Source organism: Streptomyces sp. NPDC057682, assembly GCF_042799575.1.
In the GTDB taxonomy this organism is placed as follows: Bacteria; Actinomycetota; Actinomycetes; order Streptomycetales; family Streptomycetaceae; genus Streptomyces.
In genome coordinates, this window is the sequence record NZ_JBHVIN010000009.1 from 329,546 (window position 1) to 348,503 (window position 18,958).

16 protein-coding genes are annotated in these 18,958 nt (G+C 71.5%); 3 read left to right on the forward strand and 13 right to left on the reverse strand.

What is annotated here, in order from left to right; all coding sequences use genetic code 11:
- Position 1: 1 nt before the first annotated feature.
- From ACFVDM_RS19365 to ACFVDM_RS19385, 5 genes are all read right to left on the reverse strand, one after another.
- Complete coding sequence (locus ACFVDM_RS19365; RefSeq protein WP_383640906.1) at positions 2-850, reverse strand: carbohydrate ABC transporter permease; 849 nt, start codon at positions 848-850, stop codon at positions 2-4.
- Positions 847-1,818, reverse strand: a complete 972-nt coding sequence (locus ACFVDM_RS19370; protein ID WP_383640909.1) for a carbohydrate ABC transporter permease — start codon at positions 1,816-1,818, stop codon at positions 847-849. Before ACFVDM_RS19370 ends, ACFVDM_RS19365 begins: the two co-directional genes overlap by 4 nt.
- Before the next feature lie 2 nt (positions 1,819-1,820).
- On the reverse strand, positions 1,821-3,125 hold the full coding sequence (locus ACFVDM_RS19375) for an extracellular solute-binding protein (RefSeq protein ID WP_383640912.1): 1,305 nt from the start codon (positions 3,123-3,125) through the stop codon (positions 1,821-1,823).
- Between the two features lie 204 nt (positions 3,126-3,329).
- Positions 3,330-3,620: a DUF3039 domain-containing protein gene (locus ACFVDM_RS19380; protein ID WP_352126806.1), complete on the reverse strand. Its 291-nt coding sequence runs from the start codon at positions 3,618-3,620 to the stop codon at positions 3,330-3,332.
- A 29-nt stretch (positions 3,621-3,649) separates the two neighbouring features.
- Positions 3,650-4,210 carry a YqgE/AlgH family protein gene (locus tag ACFVDM_RS19385; protein ID WP_383640916.1) on the reverse strand — a complete coding sequence of 187 codons (561 nt, stop codon included), beginning with the start codon at positions 4,208-4,210 and terminating at the stop codon, positions 3,650-3,652.
- Between the two features lie 276 nt (positions 4,211-4,486).
- On the opposite strand from ACFVDM_RS19385, the gene murA reads away from it, so the two are divergent.
- Complete coding sequence (murA, locus tag ACFVDM_RS19390) at positions 4,487-5,827, forward strand: UDP-N-acetylglucosamine 1-carboxyvinyltransferase (RefSeq protein ID WP_383640919.1); 1,341 nt, start codon at positions 4,487-4,489, stop codon at positions 5,825-5,827.
- A 100-nt stretch (positions 5,828-5,927) separates the two neighbouring features.
- On the opposite strand, the gene ACFVDM_RS19395 is transcribed toward murA, so the two are convergent.
- The 4 genes from ACFVDM_RS19395 to ACFVDM_RS19410 all read right to left on the reverse strand — a co-directional run bounded on the left by ACFVDM_RS19395 (position 5,928) and on the right by ACFVDM_RS19410 (position 11,558).
- Complete coding sequence (locus ACFVDM_RS19395; RefSeq protein ID WP_017237029.1) at positions 5,928-6,209, reverse strand: HU family DNA-binding protein; 282 nt, start codon at positions 6,207-6,209, stop codon at positions 5,928-5,930.
- A 344-nt stretch (positions 6,210-6,553) separates the two neighbouring features.
- The gene (locus ACFVDM_RS19400; RefSeq protein WP_383640922.1) at positions 6,554-7,987 is read right to left on the reverse strand and encodes an NAD-dependent malic enzyme; all 1,434 of its coding nucleotides are present in this window, start codon (positions 7,985-7,987) and stop codon (positions 6,554-6,556) included.
- Positions 7,988-8,453: 466 nt separating this feature from the next.
- Entirely contained in the window at positions 8,454-10,832 is a 2,379-nt protein-coding gene (locus ACFVDM_RS19405) for a HelD family protein (protein WP_383640925.1), read from the reverse strand.
- Positions 10,833-10,961: 129 nt separating this feature from the next.
- Complete coding sequence (locus ACFVDM_RS19410; protein ID WP_383640928.1) at positions 10,962-11,558, reverse strand: CGNR zinc finger domain-containing protein; 597 nt, start codon at positions 11,556-11,558, stop codon at positions 10,962-10,964.
- 118 nt (positions 11,559-11,676) lie between these two features.
- Here ACFVDM_RS19410 and ACFVDM_RS19415 point away from each other — a divergent pair, with 118 nt between their 5' ends.
- Both ACFVDM_RS19415 and ACFVDM_RS19420 read left to right on the forward strand, forming a co-directional pair.
- Entirely contained in the window at positions 11,677-12,237 is a 561-nt protein-coding gene (locus ACFVDM_RS19415; RefSeq protein WP_383640931.1) for a GNAT family N-acetyltransferase, read from the forward strand.
- A 55-nt stretch (positions 12,238-12,292) separates the two neighbouring features.
- Entirely contained in the window at positions 12,293-12,880 is a 588-nt protein-coding gene (locus ACFVDM_RS19420; protein ID WP_383640934.1) for a DUF1772 domain-containing protein, read from the forward strand.
- Here ACFVDM_RS19420 and ACFVDM_RS19425 read toward each other — a convergent pair.
- The 4 genes from ACFVDM_RS19425 to ACFVDM_RS19440 form a co-directional block, all read right to left on the reverse strand.
- Positions 12,829-13,971: a uroporphyrinogen-III synthase gene (locus ACFVDM_RS19425; RefSeq protein ID WP_383640937.1), complete on the reverse strand. Its 1,143-nt coding sequence runs from the start codon at positions 13,969-13,971 to the stop codon at positions 12,829-12,831. The two genes, ACFVDM_RS19420 and ACFVDM_RS19425, sit on opposite strands and share 52 nt — an antisense overlap.
- Before the next feature lie 128 nt (positions 13,972-14,099).
- Entirely contained in the window at positions 14,100-15,431 is a 1,332-nt protein-coding gene (locus tag ACFVDM_RS19430; RefSeq protein WP_383640940.1) for a nitrate/nitrite transporter, read from the reverse strand.
- A gap of 132 nt (positions 15,432-15,563) precedes the next feature.
- The gene (locus tag ACFVDM_RS19435) at positions 15,564-16,823 is read right to left on the reverse strand and encodes an acyltransferase (RefSeq protein WP_383640943.1); all 1,260 of its coding nucleotides are present in this window, start codon (positions 16,821-16,823) and stop codon (positions 15,564-15,566) included.
- The gene (locus ACFVDM_RS19440; protein WP_383641031.1) at positions 16,820-18,946 is read right to left on the reverse strand and encodes a glycosyltransferase; all 2,127 of its coding nucleotides are present in this window, start codon (positions 18,944-18,946) and stop codon (positions 16,820-16,822) included. The genes ACFVDM_RS19435 and ACFVDM_RS19440 overlap by 4 nt, the downstream gene beginning before the upstream one ends.
- Between the last annotated feature and the right edge of the window lie 12 nt (positions 18,947-18,958).

Here is an 18,958-nt window from a genome sequence, read left to right on the forward strand (position 1 = left end):
GTCAGTCCTTAACCGCTCCGCCCAGTCCGGAGACCAGGCGTCGCTGTACGAGTACGAAGAAGACCAGCACGGGGACGGTCATCACCGTCGAGGCTGCCATGATCCCGCCCCAGTCGTTCTCATCGGGTTTGAAGAAGACCAGCAACGCCATCGGCAACGTCGACCGTGAGGTGTCGCTGATGATGAACGACTTCGCGAAGAGGAAGTCGTTCCAGGTGGAGATGAACGAGAAGACGCTCGTCGCCACCAGTCCGGGCAGAACCAGGGGGAAGAGGATCTGCCACAGGAAGCGGGTGCGGCTCGCCCCGTCGATGTACGCCGCCTCCTCCAGCGCCTCCGGGACGGCCGCGACGAAGCCGCGCAGCATCCAGATCGCGAAGGGCAGCGAGAGGGCCAGATGCGGCAGGATCAGCGAGCCGAGGGTGTTCAGCTGGCCGAGGTCCCGCATCAGGAAGAACAGCGGGATGGTCAGCGCCTCGACCGGCACCATCTGCGCGATCAGGAACATGATGAGCAGCGTGGTCCGGAAGCGGAACCGGAACCGGGTCACCGCCGTCGCCGCGAGGAAGGCGATCACCGCGGAGGCGACGACGACCGTGCCGGCGACGATCAGGCTGTTGACGAAGTAGCGGCCGAACTCCTCCTGCTGGAAGACCCGGCGGAAGGAGTCCAGGGACGGGGAGAGCGTCCACGGCCTGGGGTGGGCGGACTGGACCTCGCCGGCCGGTTTGAGGGCCGAGAGCACCATCCAGTAGAGCGGGAAGGCGACGAGGGCGGCGATCAGGAGCGCGGCGGCCTCGGCGGCCAGCCGGCCGGGCCTGCGCACCCGCAGGGCTTCGGGCAGCTTCACAGTGCCTCCCCCTGACGCCGCATCAGGCGCAGGTACACCAGCGTGACGGCCAGCAGGATCACCAGCATCACGACGCCGATCGCCGAGCCGAGGGAGTACTGCGAGGACGCGAACGCCTTCTGGTACGCGTACACGTTGAGCACCAGGTTCTGGCCGGCGATGCCGCCGCCGTTCGTCATCACGTAGATCTGGGTGAAGACCTTGAAGTCCCAGATCACCGACTGGATGGTGACGACGACCAGGATCGGCCGCAGCATCGGGGCCATGACCGAGCGCCAGATCCGCCACTGCGAGGCCCCGTCCAGCGCGGCCGCCTCCAGCACCTCGGAGGGGATCGCCCGGATGCCCGCGTACACGGTCACCATCACGAACGGGAACGAGCACCACAGCACTTCGAGGAGCACCAGCGCGAAGGCGCTGTAGCGCCCGTACGTCCAGGAGTGGTCGCCGAGTCCGAGGACGCGGTTGACGGGGCCGAAGTCCGCGTCGAAGAGGAACACCCAGACGGTGGAACCGGTGATCGCGGGGGTCGCCCAGGCGCCGAGCGCGGCCAGGGTGAGGGCGAGCCGGGGCACCGCCCGCACCCGGGTCAGCAGGACGGCCAGGGCGCAGCCGGTGAGCAGGGTGGCCAGCACGCAGGCGGCGGCGAAGACCACGGTGGCGAGGAGCACCTGCCAGAACTGGCTGTCGCCGAAGAGTTCCGCGTAGTTGCCCAGCCCCTGGAAGGTGGCCGGTTCGCCGCCGCTGACCTGGGCCTGGGTGTACTCCAGGACGGAGATCAGGCCGAGTTGGTAGATGGGGTAGACCAGCAGCGCGCCCAGCAGGGCGAGCGCGGGCAGCAGATAGAGCCAGGGGGTCCACCCCGGCCGCCCGGCCGGGGAGGCCGGGCGGCGCCGGCGCGGGCGCGGAGGGGGGCCGTCCGGGCCGGTCGCGGGGGGCGCCTGGTACGCCGTGCTGTTCGCCGTCATCGTCAGCCCGCGTCGGCGAACGCCGCGTCCATCTTCTTCGCGGCGGCGTCGGAGGCGGCGGCGACGTCCTTGCGGCCGCTGACGATCTCCTGGAACATCGTCGGCAGGATCAGCGAGGAGTCGATCTGCCCCCAGGCCGGTGAGGCGGGGACGAACCTGGCGCCGGCGCCGAGCGTCTCGACGAACGGTGCGACGAACGGCTCGCGCTTGGCCGCGTCGTCCCGGACGTCCTTGTACGTGGGCAGGAAGCCCATCGCGTCGAACATCTTCGCCTGGGTGGCCTTGCCGGTCAGTTCCTTCATCAGGCCGACGGCGAGCGTGCGGTGGGCGGAGCTCTTCAGGACGCCGATGTTGTTGCCGCCCGCGAAGGCCGGGGCGATGGAGCCCTCCGTCACGCCGGGCAGCGGGACGACGGCGTACTTCCCCTTGACGCTTCCGGCCTCGACGGCGGCGTGGCTGAAGTCGCCGCCGATGGCCATGGCGGCCTTTCCGGAGGCGAAGGCCGTGACGGTCGCGTTGCCGCCCATGGCCGCGCACTTGGCGGCGGGGCAGTTGGTGTCGCCGAAGAGCGAGGTGTAGGCCTCGATGCCCTTGCGGGCCTTCTCGCTGTTGATGGCGGCCTTGTACGTGCTGCCGCTCGCGTCGGCGAGTTCGCCGCCGTGGGCCCAGATGAAGGGCATCGCGCCGTAGGTGTAGGCGCCGCCGACCGCGAGACCGTAGAGGCCGGGCTTCTTCTTGTGGATCTTCCTGGCGGTGGAGACGAGTTCGGCCTGGGACTTCGGCGGCTGTATGCCCAGGTCGGCGAAGACGTCGGTGCGGTAGTAGAGGGCGCGGACGCCGACGAAGAGCGGGGCGCCGTAGACCTTCCCGTCGACGGTGACGGACTGCTTGGCGGCCGGGTCGGTGTCCTTGGCCTCGTCCCAGGCGGCGAACTCGGTGCTGACGTCGGCCAGTCCGCCGTCCTTGACGTAGCCGGCGGTGTCGGTGTTGCCGTACTCGATGAGGTCGGGGGCGCTCTTGGGGTCGTTGAACGCGGCCTTGACGCGCTGGGCGCGGGTCTCGACCGGGATGTACTCGATCTCGACCTTCGTGCCCTCGTGCTTCTTCCCGAAGGCGTCGACGGCGGCGTCGACGACCTTCTCCTTGGGCTTGTTGCCGACCTCCTGGAAGAGCCAGACACGCAGTGTGCCGGACTTCTCGTCCTTGTCCGCGCTGTTGTCGGAGGTCTGCGGCGCGCAGGCGGTGGCGGTGAGCCCCGCCAGGACGAGGGCCGCGACCGGGGCGGCCGTTCGGGCAGAAATCTTCATCCGGAACCCCTACCGGTAGGCGTTGCAGCATGTGCAACGCATGTTTCGTTCTGCACAACAGGCAGGAGACTAGGTCCGGACCACCAGGGGGACAAGTGGTCTCGACCACTTCGTGACCCGGGCGGCCCGCGACACGAAGAGGCCCCCGGGGCACGTCGTCGCGTGCCCCGGGGGCCTCCCGGGGGGTTCGTTGGTGCGGCCGGGCTACTTGTCCTTGCCGCCCTTGCCCTTGTCCTTGTCGCCGCCGGCGCCCATGGACTCGTAGATCTCCTTGCACATGGGACACACCGGGTACTTCTTGGGGTCGCGCCCCGGTACCCAGACCTTGCCGCACAGTGCCACCACGGGGGTGCCCTCCAGGGCACTCGCCATGATCTTGTCCTTCTGGACGTAATGGGCGTAGCGCTCGTGGTCGCCGTCGCCGTTCGACACCTGCGGCGTCGGCTCCACGAGGGTTCCGGTACCTGCCCCGCGCTCGGGCTCAAGAGTGCTCATAAACGCCAAGCGTACTGAAAGCCCGGCCATCAGTTCAGCGAAGGGTCGTCCGGATACGTGGCGATCATGGCCAGTTCGCTGCGCTGACGGCGCAGGACCGCCCGCCAGAGGCTCTCCGGACGGGGCGAGGAGACGTCGCCCGGTTCGGACTCCACGACGTACCAGGCGCCCTCGGACAGTTCCGACTCCAACTGGCCGGGCCCCCAGCCCGCGTAGCCCGCGAAGATCCGCAGCGAGCCGAGGGCCGCCGCCAGCAGCTCCGGCGGGGCCTCCAGGTCGACCAGGCCGATCGCCCCGTGGACCCGGCGCCAGCCCAGCGGGCCCTCGTCGCCGGGGATCACCGCGACGCCCAGCGCGGAGTCCAGCGAGACCGGCCCGCCCTGGAAGACGACCTCCGGCTCACCGGTGAGCCCGGCCCAGGAGGCGAGGATGTCGACGACGCCGACCGGGGTCGGCCGGTTCAGCACCACACCGAGCGAGCCCTCCTCGTCGTGGTCGAGGAGGAGCACCACCGCACGGTCGAAATTCGGGTCGGCGAGGGCGGGTGTGGCCACGAGCAGTCGCCCTGTGAGCGAGGACACCTCCGTCATGGCAGAAATGATCCCGCATCTTCGGCCTCCGCGGGGGCCAAGTAGCCCCCCGGTCGCACTCCGTGCCCGAGCGCAGCTCAGGGCGCACGGGGGCACGAGGAGCGCACGGCCGGGCCGCCGATCCGGACGGTGACCCTCCGCAAGATCGGGAGAGCACAGCGTGTTGTGGCGGATTCATGACGTTCGTGCACCCCCCGTTCCCTTACGGAAGGGGGGTGGGGGGCCATTACCCTTTCGGTTGGCCCCCCTGCCCGACCACTCCGGAACGCGAGATTCATGACCGGCACAGACGATGTCCTGCTTGTCCACGGCGGAACCCCGCTGGAGGGCGAGATCCGCGTCCGAGGCGCCAAGAACCTGGTGCCGAAGGCAATGGTCGCCGCGCTGCTGGGCAGCGGGCCCAGCCGGCTGCGCAACGTGCCCGACATCCGCGACGTGCGGGTGGTCCGGGGGCTGCTCCAGCTGCACGGCGTGACGGTCCGTCCGGGCGACGAACCCGGCGAGCTGGTCCTCGACCCCACTCACGTCGAGAGCGCCAACGTCGCCGACATCGACGCCCACGCGGGCTCCTCGCGCATCCCGATCCTCTTCTGCGGCCCGCTGCTGCACCGGCTGGGCCACGCCTTCATCCCCGGCCTCGGCGGCTGCGACATCGGCGGCCGGCCGATCGACTTCCACTTCGACGTGCTGCGGCGCTTCGGCGCGACGATCGAGAAGCGGGCCGACGGACAGTACCTGGAGGCCCCGCAGCGGCTGCGCGGCACCAAGATCCGGCTGCCGTACCCCTCGGTCGGCTCCACCGAGCAGGTGCTGCTGACCGCGGTGCTCGCCGAGGGCGTCACCGAGCTGTCCAACGCGGCCGTGGAGCCCGAGATCGAGGACCTGATCTGCGTGCTGCAGAAAATGGGCGCGATCATCTCCATGGACACCGACCGGACCATCCGCATCACCGGTGTGGACCGGCTCGACGGCTATACGCACCGGGCCCTCCCGGACCGCCTGGAGGCCGCCTCCTGGGCCTCGGCCGCCCTGGCGACCGAGGGCAACATCTACGTCCGCGGCGCCCAGCAGCGCTCGATGATGACGTTCCTGAACACCTACCGGAAGGTGGGCGGGGCCTTCGAGATCGACGACGAGGGCATCCGCTTCTGGCACCCGGGCGGCGCGCTCAACGCCATCGCGCTGGAGACGGACGTGCACCCCGGCTTCCAGACCGACTGGCAGCAGCCGCTGGTGGTGGCGCTGACGCAGGCCGCGGGCCTCTCGATCGTGCACGAGACGGTGTACGAGTCGCGGCTCGGCTTCACCTCGGCGCTCAACCAGATGGGCGCGCACATCCAGCTCTACCGCGAGTGCCTGGGCGGCTCGGACTGCCGCTTCGGCCAGCGCAACTTCCTGCACTCCGCGGTCGTCTCCGGGCCGACGAAGCTCCAGGGCGCGGACCTGGTCATCCCGGACCTGCGCGGCGGCTTCTCGTACCTGATCGCGGCCCTGGCGGCGCAGGGGACCTCCCGGGTGCACGGGATCGACCTGATCAACCGCGGCTACGAGAACTTCATGGAGAAGCTGGAGAAGCTCGGGGCGAAGGTCGAGCTGCCGGGCGGCTCGCTGGTCTGAGCACCGGCCGCGCACGGGCCTGGAAAGGCCTGTGCGGGCCGAACGCCGAAGGGCGGTCACCCTGGTCGGGGTGACCGCCCTTCGTCCTGCTCAGGGGGTGTTACTTCCCCTTGGCGGCTTCCTTGAGCTTGGAGCCCGCGGAGACCTTCACGCTGTAGCCGGCCGGGATGTTGATCGGGTCGCCGGTCTGCGGGTTACGAGCGGTGCGAGCGGCACGGTGGGTGCGCTCGAAGGTCAGGAAACCGGGGATGGTGACCTTCTCGTCGCCCTTGGCGACGACCTCACCGACGGTCTCGGCGAGCGCGGCCAGCACGGCGTCGGCGTCCTTGCGAGTCACCTCGGCGCGGTCGGCCAGGGCGGCCACCAGCTCACTGCGGTTCATGTTGTTACTCCCGTGTTCTTCTTGCCTGTGAGGCGTGAGATCCAAGCCGATGCTGCCAGGGCCCTCGGACAGTCCCCGGACCCGGGTCCGTTTTTTCAGACCTTCGCGCCCCGTGGGGTCTCCCCCGGACGAAGCCTTGGGAAAGCATCCTGCCCCCACCTGCGGCGGGAAAGCCAATCCGGCACCCTCAGGAGCCGCCCGAAAACCACCATCGCCTCGTCATGGTGACGTTCCGTCGACTCCCCGAAAGCGGTCCGCACCTGTCATGCGGGGCTCTGCGGGACGCGTCGCCCGCCCACCCTAAAGGGGCGTTTGGGGCGCCGCGACACGCGACGCGCCGTACGTCAGGCGGACGTGGGCCCCGTCACAGCGGCACCCGCGGCCTTCGCCGCGTCCCGCACCGCGCCCGCGACCGCTCCGGCGACCTTGTCGTTGAAGACCGAGGGGATGATGTAGTTCGCGTTGACCTCGTCCTCGGCGACCACTCCGGCGAGTGCACGCGCGGCGGCGAGCATCATCTCCGTGTTGACGGTCCGGGACTGGGCGTCGAGCAGACCGCGGAAGACACCCGGGAAGACCAGCACGTTGTTGATCTGGTTGGGGAAGTCCGAGCGACCGGTGGCGACCACCGCGGCGGTCCGGCGGGCGATCGCCGGGTCGACCTCGGGGTCCGGGTTCGCGAGCGCGAACACGATCGCGCCCTCGGCCATGGCCGCGACGTCCTCCGCGCCGAGCACGTTGGGGGCCGAGACGCCGATGAAGACGTCGGCGCCCACCACGGCCTGCTTGAGGGTGCCGGTGACCGATTCGGGGTTGGTGTTGTCGGCGATCCAGCGCAGCGGCGAGTCGGCGTCGGCGGAGACCAGGTCCTCGCGGCCGGAGTGCACCACTCCGTGGATGTCGGCGACGACCGCGTGCTTGACGCCCGCGGCGATGAGCAGCTTGAGGATGGCCGTACCGGCGGCTCCGGCGCCGGACATGACGACCCGTACGTCCCCGATCCCCTTGCCCACCACGCGCAGCGCGTTGGTGAGCGCGGCGAGCACGACGATGGCGGTGCCGTGCTGGTCGTCGTGGAAGACGGGGATGTCCAGGGCCTCGCGCAGCCGGGCCTCGATCTCGAAGCAGCGCGGCGCGGAGATGTCCTCCAGGTTGATACCGGCGAAGCCGGGGGCGATCGCCTTGACGATCTCGACGATGGCGTCGGTGTCCTGGGTGTCCAGGCAGAGCGGCCAGGCGTCGATGCCGGCGAAGCGCTTGAAGAGGGCCGCCTTGCCCTCCATGACCGGGAGGGCGGCCTTGGGGCCGATGTTGCCGAGGCCGAGCACCGCGGAGCCGTCCGTCACGACTGCGACGGAGTTGCGCTTGATGGTGAGGCGGCGGGCGTCCTCGGGGTTCTCGGCGATCGCCATGCAGACCCGGGCCACTCCGGGGGTGTAGATCATCGAGAGGTCGTCACGGTTGCGGATGGGGTGCTTGGACGCCATCTCGATCTTGCCGCCGAGGTGCATCAGGAACGTACGGTCGGAGACCTTGCCGAGGACGACGCCCTCGATCCCGCGCAGCCCCTCGACGATCTCGTCGGCGTGGGCGGTGGAGGTGGCGGCGATCGTGACGTCGATGCGCAGCTTCTCGTGGCCGGAGGCGGTCACGTCGAGGCCGGTGACCGAACCGCCGGAGGACTCCACGGCCGTGGTGAGCTGGGAGACCGATGTGCCGCTCGCGGGCACCTCCAGCCTGACCGTCATCGAGTACGAGACGCTGGGCGCCGTTGCCATGGCCGAGTCCTTCGCTTTCCCTAGCTTCGTTGCTATACGGCCGGAACTGTCGCCCCGGACACGCCTTCCGATATTCGCACCTACCGACGAGTAGCCGTTAATGACTGCCGGTCTTCGGAAACAGTCTTCCACCATACGAGATACGAGGGCGGCGGGGAACCCCCGGCGGGCCCACCGCGCCCACGCCGGGCCCGTAAACGGAAACAGACCCGCGCCACCGGAGGGTGACGCGAGTCTGTCTATGCGGTTTGAGCGGCACCGACCCGCCATGCTCGCCTCGCGGCAAGTGGTCGCTCGAAGCGACGAAGGTTGGGCCCGGGGGCTTGGATCGAGCCGGTGCCGACTCCAGGCTAACAAACACCCCGGAGAAGTGATTCCCGAAGCGCGTGTTGACCGCAGGTAGCCTTCCCCGCCCCGCGCCCGGGTATGCCGGGACCCGCCCGGCACCGGTCCGCCGGGCGGGTCCTCAGTCCCTCAGGAGGTCCGGCACACCGTCCCCGTCGGGCAGGTCCCGCTCCCCCGACACCACCGTGAGCTGCTGCGTCGCCCGGGTCAGGGCCACGTACAGGACCCGCAGTCCGGCCGGGGACTCGTCCGCGATCTCCGCGGGCGAGACGACCACCGTGGCGTCGTACTCCAGACCCTTGGCCTCCAGACTGCCCAGCGCGACCACCCGGTCGCCCAGCTCCGCCAGCCAGCCGCGCGCCTGCGCGCGCCGGTTCATCGCCACGACGACGCCGACCGTGCCGTCCACCTCGCCGAGCAGCCGCCGCGCCTCCGCGCGCACCACCCCGCCCAGGTCCTCGCCCACCGCCGTCGCGAAGCGCGGCACCACCCCGGTGGAACGGACCGCCGCCGGGGACTCCATTCCGGGCATCGCCAGCGCCAGCACCCTGGCGGCCAGCTCCGCGATCTCGGCCGGGTTGCGGTAGTTCACGGTCAGGGTGAAGTTGCGGCGCGGACGGCTGCCCAGCGCCTCGTCACGGGCCGCCGCCGCCTCGTCCGGGTCCGACCAGGAGGACTGGGCCGGATCGCCCACGATCGTCCAGGTGGCGTGCCGGCCCCGGCGCCCCACCATCCGCCACTGCATGGGCGTCAGGTCCTGCGCCTCGTCGACGATCACATGCGCGTACTCCGTGCGCTCGGCCGCGAGCCGCTCGGCCCGCTCCCACTGGGTCTCCTCGCGCCGCGGCATCAGCTCCTCCAGACCGGTGAGCTGGTCCAGCGGATCGGCCTCGCGCTTGCGCTTGGGCCGGTGCGGGGTGCCGAGCAGCGTCTGGAGCTCGTCCAGCAGCGCCACGTCGTGCACGGACACCGGACCGCGCCCCTCGGCGTCCAGCCGCCTCAAGGAGCGCGCGAGCCGGCGCACCTCCCCCTGGTTGAGCGTGCGCCGGGCCCACCGGGCGAGGCGCTTCTCGTCCGCCATCGCGGCCAGCACCCGGCGCGGCACCAGCTCGGGCCACCAGGCGTTCAGGAACTCGATGAACGGCGTCTCCGTGGACACGTCCTCGTCGAACGAGGACCGCAGTTCGGCCGCCAGCTCCGGATCGGTGTAGCGGCCCCGGCCCGAGGAGCGGTTCCACAGCGCGTCGAGCAGCAGTCTGCGGGCGCGCGGGCGCAGCAGGTTGACGGGGGCCGTGCCGGACAGGACGTTGTTGCGGATGCGACGCAGCTCGTCCTCCTGGAGCTCGACGCGGGCGCCGAAGGCGACCACCCGCAGCCGGGTGGGCGTGCCCGCCGGGCGCGGCGCCTCCTCCTCCCCGAACGAGAGCTGTCCCTGCTCCTGGCCGGAGGACCGGGGGGCCGGCTGCTCCAGGGCTCCCCGGGCCGCCTTGCGCAGCACGGCGAGCATCCGGGAGGAGCCCTTGATCCGGGCCACGGCGGGCTCGTCGTAGACGGTGGCGCCCTCGGGCCCCGCCGCCTCGTCGGAGAGCGAGCCGACCGCGCGGATGGCGACCTGGCCCTCCTCGCCGAGCGAGGGCAGCACGCCTTCGGTGTACGCGACGAGCAGGGGCGTCGGCGAGACGACGAGGATGCCGCCCGCGTACCGCCGCCGGTCCTGGTAGAGGAGGTAGGCGGCGCGGTGCAGGGCGACGGCGGTCTTGCCGGTGCCGGGGCCGCCGGAGACCTCGGTGACGGAGGCGGCGGGGGCCCGGATCACCAGGTCCTGCTCGGCCTGGATGGAGGAGACGATGTCCCGCATGGTGTGGCTGCGGGCCTGTCCCAGCGCGGCCATCAGCGCGCCGTCACCGACCACGGGCAGCGTCCGGCCGTCCAGGTACGCGGTCAGCTCGGGCCGCATCAGGTCGTCCTCGACGCCGAGGACCCGGCGGCCCTTGGAGCGGACGACCCGGCGGCGCACGACCCGGCCCGGGTCCTTGGGCGTCGAACGGTAGAACGGCGCGGCGGCGGGCGCCCGCCAGTCGATGACCAGCGGCGTGTAGTCGGCGTCCAGGACCCCGATCCGGCCGATGTGCAGCGTCTCGGCGATATCGGCGGTGCCGTCCTCGCGGACGGCGTCGTCGGCCGGTTCGACGGACGTGTAGGCGCCGTCCGGGCCGCGCTCCCCGTCCTTGCCGAGCAGCAGGTCGATCCTCCCGAAGAGGAAGTCCTCGAACTCGCTGTTCAGCCGGTTGAGGTGGATCCCGGCCCGGAACACCTGGGCGTCGCGCTCGGCGAGCGCCCCGGGCGTGCCGACCTGGCCGCGCTTGACGGCGTCGTCCATGAGAAATTCCGCCTCGTGGATCTTCTCCTCGAGACGGTGGTACACCCGGTCGAGATGTTCCTGCTCGACACCGATCTCCCGGTCCCGCAACGAATCGACAGCGGCATCCTGCGCGGCCACCGAGGCCCCCTTCTGACGTGCATTGGGCAGCCGTCAACCTTATGCGAAGGGGAACGTCCGCGCATCCGCCGCGGGCCGTGATCTCGCGTGGCGCGATATCGATTGCGTTGCGGGGGATGCGCGGGAATGTCACGGGCCGGGGCCGGCGGCGTGGCGTCTGCGGTGCCGGGCGACGCGTTCGCGGTTTCCGCAGACCTCGCTGGAGCACCAGCGGCGGCGCCGGCCGCGCGAGGTGTCCAGGTAGACGCGGCGGCAGTCGTCGCCCTCGCAGCGGCGCAGTCCGGCCAGGGCGGCCGGGTCGGTGAGCAGTTCCACCGCGTCCCGCGCCACGGCCGCCAGCAGCGCCGCGCAGTCGGGTTCCGTGCTCAGCCCCCGCACCAGCGCGCCGTTGCGGGCGCGCACGGCGCACAGCCCCGGCGGGGCGCCCGCGGCGAGCGCGTTGACGCGCTCCAGGGCGCCGTCCGCGCCCCGGCCGCCGAGCTGGGCGGTCAGCAGCCGGTCCACGGCGGTCCGCAGCTCCCGGAAACGGGTCAGCCAGTGGCCGTCGACGCCGGTGAGCCGGGTTCCGCGCGGTACGGCCCCGGCGGCCGTGAGCCAGTCCGCGAGGAGGTCGGCCCGGTCCAGCGGATCGCCCGCGCCGCGTGCGTCGGCCCCGGTCGCGACCAGGTCGAGGCAGAGCCGCCCGGAGTCGAACCGCCAGTCGCGCGAGCCCTTGCGCGTTCCCATGCGCGTGCCACCGCCTCGGTCCGGCCGCCGTTCCCCCCAGAGTGCCCCCTGGGGCCTTTGGCCGGAACCCCCGACGCCCCGGGTCCGTTCCGGTCAACTCGCCTCGTACGATGAGCCGATGAGCGATCCCGCGCACGAGACCCGGATCCTGGCCGGTTCCCTGACGCTCCGCCCCTGGACCCCGGCCGATCTCACGACGGTGATCGAGGCGTACCGCGATCCGGCGATCCGGGCCGCGGCCCGTTCCCCGGTGGAGGACGCGGCGGCGGCGGAGCGCTGGCTGCACCGGCAGATGGAGGACCGGGCGGCGGGGCGGCGGTTCGCCTTCGCGGTGCTGGACGAGGAGTTCGGGGACGAGCCGGTCGGCAATGTGGTGATGATGCGCGCCGCGCCGGGGGCGCCCTCGGGCGAGGTGGGGTACTGGACGGCGGCGCGGGCCCGGGGGCGTTCCCTGGCACCCCGGGCGGTGGACGCGCTCGGGGACTGGGCGTTCACGGCGTTCGCCGACGACGGGCTCGTCCGGCTGGAGCTGCTGCACCAGGTGACGAACGAGGCGTCCTGCCGGGTGGCGCACAAGGCCGGGTACGCACTGGTGGAGGTGGTGCCCCCGTACCCGCCGTGGCCGGACGAGGGCCACCGCCACGCGCGGCTGCGGGACGGCGCGTGGACGCCCGCGTAGGCACCTGCGCGTCTCAACGATGGGACGGCGCGGGCCCGTTGGCTTGACTGGGGGCATGACAGAGAACCGGGCCGGACGGCCGACCACCGCACTCCACCACCTCGTCCTCGGCGGCGCCGCCGTCACCACCGGGCTGATGGCCGGGACCTTCTACGTCTTCTCCTGCGCGGTGATGCCCGCGCTCGGCCGCAGCGGCGACCGGACGTTCGTCGAGGTGATGCAGAACATCAACGACGTGATCGAGAACCCGGTCTTCTTCGCCGGCTTCCTCGGTGCGCTGTTCCTCACCGCGGCGGCCGCCTGGCAGTGGCGCCGCTCCCCCGGCCCGCGCGGCTGGCTCTTCGCCGCGCTGGCGGTCTACGCGCTGGCGTTCCTGTTCACCTGCGGGATCAACGTCCCGCTGAACAACACCCTCGCGGACGCCGGGGACCCGGCGAGGATCGCGGACCCGGCGGCCGTCCGGGAGCGGTTCGAGGACACCTGGGTGGTCTGGAACGCCGTGCGGGCGGTCCTGTGCACCGCCGCGCTCGCCCTGCTGCTGCGGGCCGCGTACGTCATCGCCCGCCACCCCCGTACGCCGGCCGGGCGGGCTCAGGAGTCCGCGTACTTGGCGTCCGCCGCCGGGTCCAGCGCCAGCCGGTAGCCCCGTTTGACGACGGTCTGGATCAGCCGGGGGGCGCCGAGCGCGGTCCGCAGCCGGGCCATCGCGGTCTCCACCGCGTGCTCGTCCGTACCGCTGCCGGGCAGGGCCCGCAGCAGTTCGGCGCGGGCCACCACCCAGCCGGGCCGGCGGGCCAGGGCGTGCAGCAGGGCCATGCCGGCGGGCGGGACGGCGCGCAGTTCGTCGTCGACCAGAACGGCGTGGCCGCGGATCTCGACCCGGTGCCCGGCGACCGGCAGGATCCGTGCGCGGGCGGGCAGTTCACGGCAGATCAGCTGGACGAGCGGGCCCAGCCGGAAGCGCTCGGGCTGGGCGGTGTCGATGCCGCGGGCCTGGAGCGGCAGTGCGGTCACCGGGCCCACGCAGGCGGAGAGGATGTCCCCCTGGAGGGCGTCCATCAGCTCGTTCAGCAGGCCGCGCTCCTCGGCCCGGCGCAGCAGGGAGACCGCCGCCGGGGCGCTGGTGAAGGTGAGCGCGTCCAGACCGCGGGCGACGGTGACGTCGATGAGCCGGTCCAGCGGGGCGATGTCCTCGGGCGGCATCCAGCGGTAGACGGGGACGCCGACGACCTCGGCGCCCGCCGCGCGCAGGGACTCCACGAAGCCGGGGAGCGGTTCCCCGTGCAGCTGGAGGGCGATGCGGCGGCCCTCCACCCCCTCCTCCAGGAGGCGTTCCAGCACCTCGGCCATGGACTCGGACGCCGGCGACCAGGTCTCGGTGAGCCCGGCGGCCCGCACCGCGCCCTTGACCTTGGGGCCGCGGGCCAGGAGTTCGACCCCGCGCAGGGTGTCCAGCAGCCGCTCCCCCACGCCCCAGCCGTCGGCGGCCTCCACCCAGCCCCGGAAGCCGATCGCCGTGGTGGCGACGACCACGTCGGGGACGGTGCCGATGAGGTCCTTGGTGGTGGCGAGCAGTTCGCTGTCGTCGGCCAGAGGCACGATCCGCAGGGCGGGCGCGTGCACCACGGTGGCGCCGCGCCGCCGCAGCAGCGTGCCGAGTTCGTCCGCCCGGCGTGCGGCGGTGACCCCGACCGTGAAGCCCTCCAGGGGCCCGTGCTGTTCCTCGTCGTGCATGTGCCCTACCCGGCTCTCGTCCCGCTGCTGCTCGATGATGCGGAGGTCCGAGCCTGCCAACGAAGCGTGACAGGCTCGGTTCACCCGTATTTCCCGCCCGTTACGTCACCTGACATCGTGCCGTGGTCTCAGACCTCGGCGTAGCCGAGCCGGGGCGTGGCGGGTGCGGTCCGGGCGCGGCGAAGGTATACCGCCCAGGTGAGCAGCGAGCACACCCCGTAGAAGGCGAGGAAGGACCAGAAGGCCGCCGTTCCGGTGCCCGCGCTCTGGAAGGACTGGCGGAAGGCCAGGTTGATGGCGAGTCCGCCGAGCGCGCCGACCGCGCCGATGAGTCCCATCGCCGCCCCGGACACCCGCCGCCCCCGGGCCGCGGCCTCCTCGCCGCGCAGCCCCCGGGCGATCGCCTTGGCGTGGAAGACGCCCGGGATCATCTTGTACGTCGAGCCGTTGCCGAGGCCGCTGAGGGCGAACAGGGCGGTGAAGCCGACGAGGAAGACGGGGAGCGACGCGATGCCCGAGGCGTAGACGACGACGCCGGTCGCGGCGGCCATCGCGGCGAAGTTCGCCAGGGTGATGCGGGCGCCGCCGTACCGGTCGGCGAGCCGGCCGCCGACGGGCCGGATCAGCGAGCCCAGCAGCGGGCCGACGAAGGTCAGCGAGGCGGCCTGGAGCGGGGTGCGCCCGAACTGGGTCTGCAGGACGAGCCCGAAGGCGAAGCTGTAGCCGATGAAGGAGCCGAAGGTGCCGATGTAGAGCACCGCCATGATCCAGGTGTGTCCGTCGCGCACGGCCTCCTTCGCGGCCCCGGTGTCGTTGCGCACGGGCGCCAGGTTGTCCATGAAGAGCGCGGCGCACACCGCGGCCACCAGGATCAGCGGGATGTACGCGGCGAGCACGATCCGCGGGTGGGCGGCCCCGGCCGTCCCGATCACCAGCAGCCCGGCGAGCTGCACCACGGGCACCCCGAGGTTGCCGCCGCCGGCGTTGAGCCCGAGCGCCCAGCCCTTGTGGCGCAGCGGGAAGAAGGCGTTGATGTTGGTCATCGAGGAGGCGAAGTTGCCGCCGCCGATGCCGGTGAGCGCGGAGACGATCAGGAAGGTGGTGTACGAGGTACCCGGCTCCATCACCACCAGCGCGGCGACCGTGGGCAGCAGCAGGGTGAGGGCGCTGAACACGGTCCAGTTCCGGCCGCCGAAACGCGCGACGGCGAAGGTGTACGGCACTCGGACCAGGGCGCCGACCAGGGTGGCGGTGGAGATCAGGAAGAACTTCCCGGCGGGGTCGACGCCGTACTCGGGCCCCATGAACAGGACCATCACCGACCACAGGGTCCAGACGGAGAACCCGATGTGCTCGGACAGGACGGAGAACCAGAGGTTGCGGCGGGCGATCCGCTCGCCCTTCTCCCGCCAGAAGGTCTCGTCCTCCGGATCCCACTGCTCGATCCAACGGCCAGCCATCACGTGCCTCCACGGGTCGTCGGGGGTGTTGTCCCCGACGCTAGGGAGCGCGCGTTTCGGTGCGGTGCCGCGAGGTGACCGGTGGGCAACCTTGCTCTCACCGGGCCGGGGCCGGCCCGGTGAGGCACGGGGTCAGGCCGCGGCGCGGTCCCGGGTGCGGGCGGTGCCGTTGGGCCACAGGCGCGGACGGCGCCTGGCGGCGACGTCCTCGACCCAGCCGACGGAGACGATCATCAGTCCGATCAGCGGCCAGACGATGATCAGCGCCAGGGTGTTGTACGAGGCGTCGATGTACGTACCGAGGTGGTCGCCGACCCACGGCACGTCCCAGAGGCGGTCGATCAGCGGGAAGGTGGCCATCAGGAGCAGGTTGTGCCAGAGGTAGATGGTCACGGCCCGGTTGTTGGCCAGGGTGACGAGGCTGTCCCAGCCCGCCAGCCGGCCCGGGAGCTGCCGCCAGGAGGGCGCGTACTGGAGCAGGATCACGCAGAAGCCGAGCGACCAGGCGGACTGGGCGAGCGGGATCTCGTCGAGGTTCCAGCCCTCCTCGGTGAGGTGTCCGGAGGCCCACCACAGGGCGAAGGCCATGAGGAAGGCCGCCATCGACACCGTGAGGTAGCGCGGGACGGTCTTCAGCAGTCCGTCGTTGTGGGCGAAGCCGAGGATCCAGCAGGAGCCGAACACGGCGAAGTCGACCAGCCCCTCCCCGAACGTGCCCGGCACGGTGACCAGACCGGTGCCGATCACGGCGGTGAGGCCGAGCGGTGCCAGCAGGGTCGCCCAGGGCAGCTTCCGGAAGGCCTTCAGCAGCAGCGGGGAGGCCAGCACGAACCAGAGGTAGGCGCGGATGTACCAGAGCGGCCCCATGGCCTGTTCGGCCCAGGACGTCTCCAGGAAGCCGCCCTCGGAGCCGTTCTCCCACGGGAAGGGCGGGGTGCCGACCGGCAGGATGTAGCAGCCCAGCTTGAGGAACCACCAGATGCCCTCCTCGCGGACGGGCTTCCAGCCGAGCGCGAAGACGATCGGGACGGTGACGGCGACGAACGCCCACATCGGCGGCAGCAGCCTGCGCACCCGGCTGCGGATGACGCTCCAGGCGGGCCGGGACAGCGACCGGGCCATCAGCGATCCGGCCAGGGCGAACATGACGCCCATGGACGGGAACAGGACGGTCAGCCACGCCCAGCCGAAGAGGTGGAAGACCACGACGCGGACGAGCGCGACGGCCCGCAGCAGGTCGAGATAGCGGTCGCGGCCCGGCTTCGCCGGGGCACTCTCCGCGGTGGCGGCCGGCTCGGGCGCGGCGGGGGGCGGCACCACGCGCAGCGGCATGGTGTACGCGTCCCCGTTCGGCTGCTGGGGGTACGCCGGGGGGTGGCTCGGATACGTCATGCGACGGGCCTCCGGTCGTTGCTGCGCCGCCCGTGGCTCTGGGCGGTGCCCGGTGCCTCGACGGCGCCGGTGCGCCGCAGCTTCTGCCAGCGGAGCCGGCCCCCGGTGAGCGCGGTGATCCAGGACTGGAGCAGCACCACGTACATCAGCTGCCGGTACAGCACCTGCTGGAGGGGGAGCGAGAGCAGGTGCGTCATGCGTTCCCGGTCGAGCCGGAAGGCGTACGCGGCGCAGACGCCCTGCACGGCGAGGACGCCGAGCCAGGCGCCGACCGTCTTCTCGGTGGGCCCGAAGACCAGCCCGTACAGCAGGAAGACGTCGATCAGCGGGGCGAGCAGCGGGGCGACGACCATGAACAGGGCGACGAAGGGCAGTCCGACGCGGCCGAAGCGGCCGGAGGGGCCGCGTTCGATCACGGCGCGGCGGTGCTTCCAGATCGCCTGCATGGTTCCGTACGACCAGCGGTAGCGCTGCGACCAGAGCTGCTGCACGCTCTCCGGGGCCTCGGTCCAGGCGCGGGCGTTCTCCGCGTAGACGACGCGCCAGCCGTCGCGGTGCAGCGCCATCGTGACGTCGGTGTCCTCGGCGAGGGTGTCCTCGCTCATGCCGCCGATCCGGCTGAGGGCGTCGCGGCGGAAGGCCCCGACGGCGCCGGGGATGGTCGGCATGCAGCGGAGCATGTCGTACATCCGGCGGTCGAGGTTGAAGCCCATCACGTACTCGATGTGCTGCCAGGCGCCGATCAGCGAGTCGCGGTTGCCGACCTTGGCGTTGCCGGCGACGGCGCCGACCTCCGGATCGGCGAAGGGCTGCACCAGTTCGCGGACGGTGGAGGGTTCGAAGACGGTGTCGCCGTCCATCATCACGATGATGTCGTGGCGGGCGTGCGCGATGCCGTTGTTGAGGGCGGCGGGCTTGCCCGCGTTGCGCTGGCGCACCACCCGGACACCGGGCAGCCGCATCCGGTCGACGAGGTCCGCGGTGCCGTCCGTGGAGCCGTCGTCGATGACGATGACCTCCAGCGGATAGTCGCTGGCGACCAGGGAGCGGACCGTGTTGGCGATGCACTTGCTCTCGTTGTACGCGGGCACCAGCACGGAGACCGGGCGGGTCATCGGCTCGCCCCAGCGGAAGTTCCGTCTGCGGACCTTCCGGGCGTGCACGAAGGAGAGCACCAGCATCAGGCCGAAGCGGGTGAAGACCAGCACGCCGATGACGGCGAGGCCGACGACCAGGACGTCGGTGATGTGCTCGGAGACCTCGACGGCGGTGACGAACGCCTTGCCCTTCCACAGCGCGAAGCCGGTGACCGGGGTGTGGGCGCTGGGGGCGCCGAGCGCGTCGGTGAGGTTGGCGAACGTGTAGCCGCGCTCCTGCATCTTCGGCAGGAACTTCCCCAGCGCGGCGACGGTCTGGGACCGGTCGCCTCCGGAGTCGTGCATCAGGATGATGGCGCCCTTGCCGTGCTTCGGCGTGGCCCGGTCGATGATCGCCTTGACCCCGGGGCGCTTCCAGTCCTCGCTGTCGGTGTTGTTGACGACGGTGAGGTAGCCGCGGCTGCCGACGTACTGGGTGACCGGCCAGGACTTGTTGTCCATGGCGTCGGAGAACGAGGAGTAGGGCGGCCGGAACAGCGAGGTGCGGATGCCGGCGGCGCCCGCGAGCACCAGCTGGTTCTGCGAGAGCTCCCAGTCGATGCGCCGGGTGGACTGGTAGGAGAGGTCGGGGTGGTTGAAGGTGTGCAGCCCGACCTCGTGGCCCTCCTCGACCATGCGCTCGACCAGATCCGGATAGCGCGAGGCCATGGTGCCGGTGACGAAGAAGACGCCGTGCGCGTCGTACTTCTTCAGCTCGTCGAGCACCTTCGGCGTCCACTCCGGGTCCGGGCCGTCGTCGAAGGTCAGCACGATGCGGTGGTCGGGTATCCGGAGCGTCTTCGCGGGCTCGGTGGTGGAACGGGCGTCGATGACCGGGCCGCCCTCCATCACCTGCTCGGGCACCTGGTCGGTGGCCGCCGGGGGCTGGACCCGGAAGTCGGCGAGGATCTCGCTGTGCACATAGCCGCGCAGCATCAACATCGCGAGCAGGGCAACGAGAAAGAGCAGCGGCAGCATGTAGCGCATGGGAAGTCTGCG

Coding starts and splice junctions, on each gene's coding strand:
- ACFVDM_RS19370 (WP_383640909.1), bottom strand. CDS start 1,818: ATGACGGCGAACAGCACGGCGTACCAGGCGCCCCCCGCGACCGGCCCG.
- ACFVDM_RS19375 (WP_383640912.1), bottom strand. CDS start 3,125: ATGAAGATTTCTGCCCGAACGGCCGCCCCGGTCGCGGCCCTCGTCCTG.
- ACFVDM_RS19380 (WP_352126806.1), bottom strand. CDS start 3,620: ATGAGCACTCTTGAGCCCGAGCGCGGGGCAGGTACCGGAACCCTCGTG.
- ACFVDM_RS19385 (WP_383640916.1), bottom strand. CDS start 4,210: ATGACGGAGGTGTCCTCGCTCACAGGGCGACTGCTCGTGGCCACACCC.
- murA (WP_383640919.1), top strand. CDS start 4,487: ATGACCGGCACAGACGATGTCCTGCTTGTCCACGGCGGAACCCCGCTG.
- ACFVDM_RS19395 (WP_017237029.1), bottom strand. CDS start 6,209: ATGAACCGCAGTGAGCTGGTGGCCGCCCTGGCCGACCGCGCCGAGGTG.
- ACFVDM_RS19400 (WP_383640922.1), bottom strand. CDS start 7,987: ATGGCAACGGCGCCCAGCGTCTCGTACTCGATGACGGTCAGGCTGGAG.
- ACFVDM_RS19410 (WP_383640928.1), bottom strand. CDS start 11,558: ATGGGAACGCGCAAGGGCTCGCGCGACTGGCGGTTCGACTCCGGGCGG.
- ACFVDM_RS19415 (WP_383640931.1), top strand. CDS start 11,677: ATGAGCGATCCCGCGCACGAGACCCGGATCCTGGCCGGTTCCCTGACG.
- ACFVDM_RS19420 (WP_383640934.1), top strand. CDS start 12,293: ATGACAGAGAACCGGGCCGGACGGCCGACCACCGCACTCCACCACCTC.
- ACFVDM_RS19425 (WP_383640937.1), bottom strand. CDS start 13,971: ATGCACGACGAGGAACAGCACGGGCCCCTGGAGGGCTTCACGGTCGGG.
- ACFVDM_RS19430 (WP_383640940.1), bottom strand. CDS start 15,431: ATGGCTGGCCGTTGGATCGAGCAGTGGGATCCGGAGGACGAGACCTTC.
- ACFVDM_RS19435 (WP_383640943.1), bottom strand. CDS start 16,823: ATGACGTATCCGAGCCACCCCCCGGCGTACCCCCAGCAGCCGAACGGG.
- ACFVDM_RS19440 (WP_383641031.1), bottom strand. CDS start 18,946: ATGCGCTACATGCTGCCGCTGCTCTTTCTCGTTGCCCTGCTCGCGATG.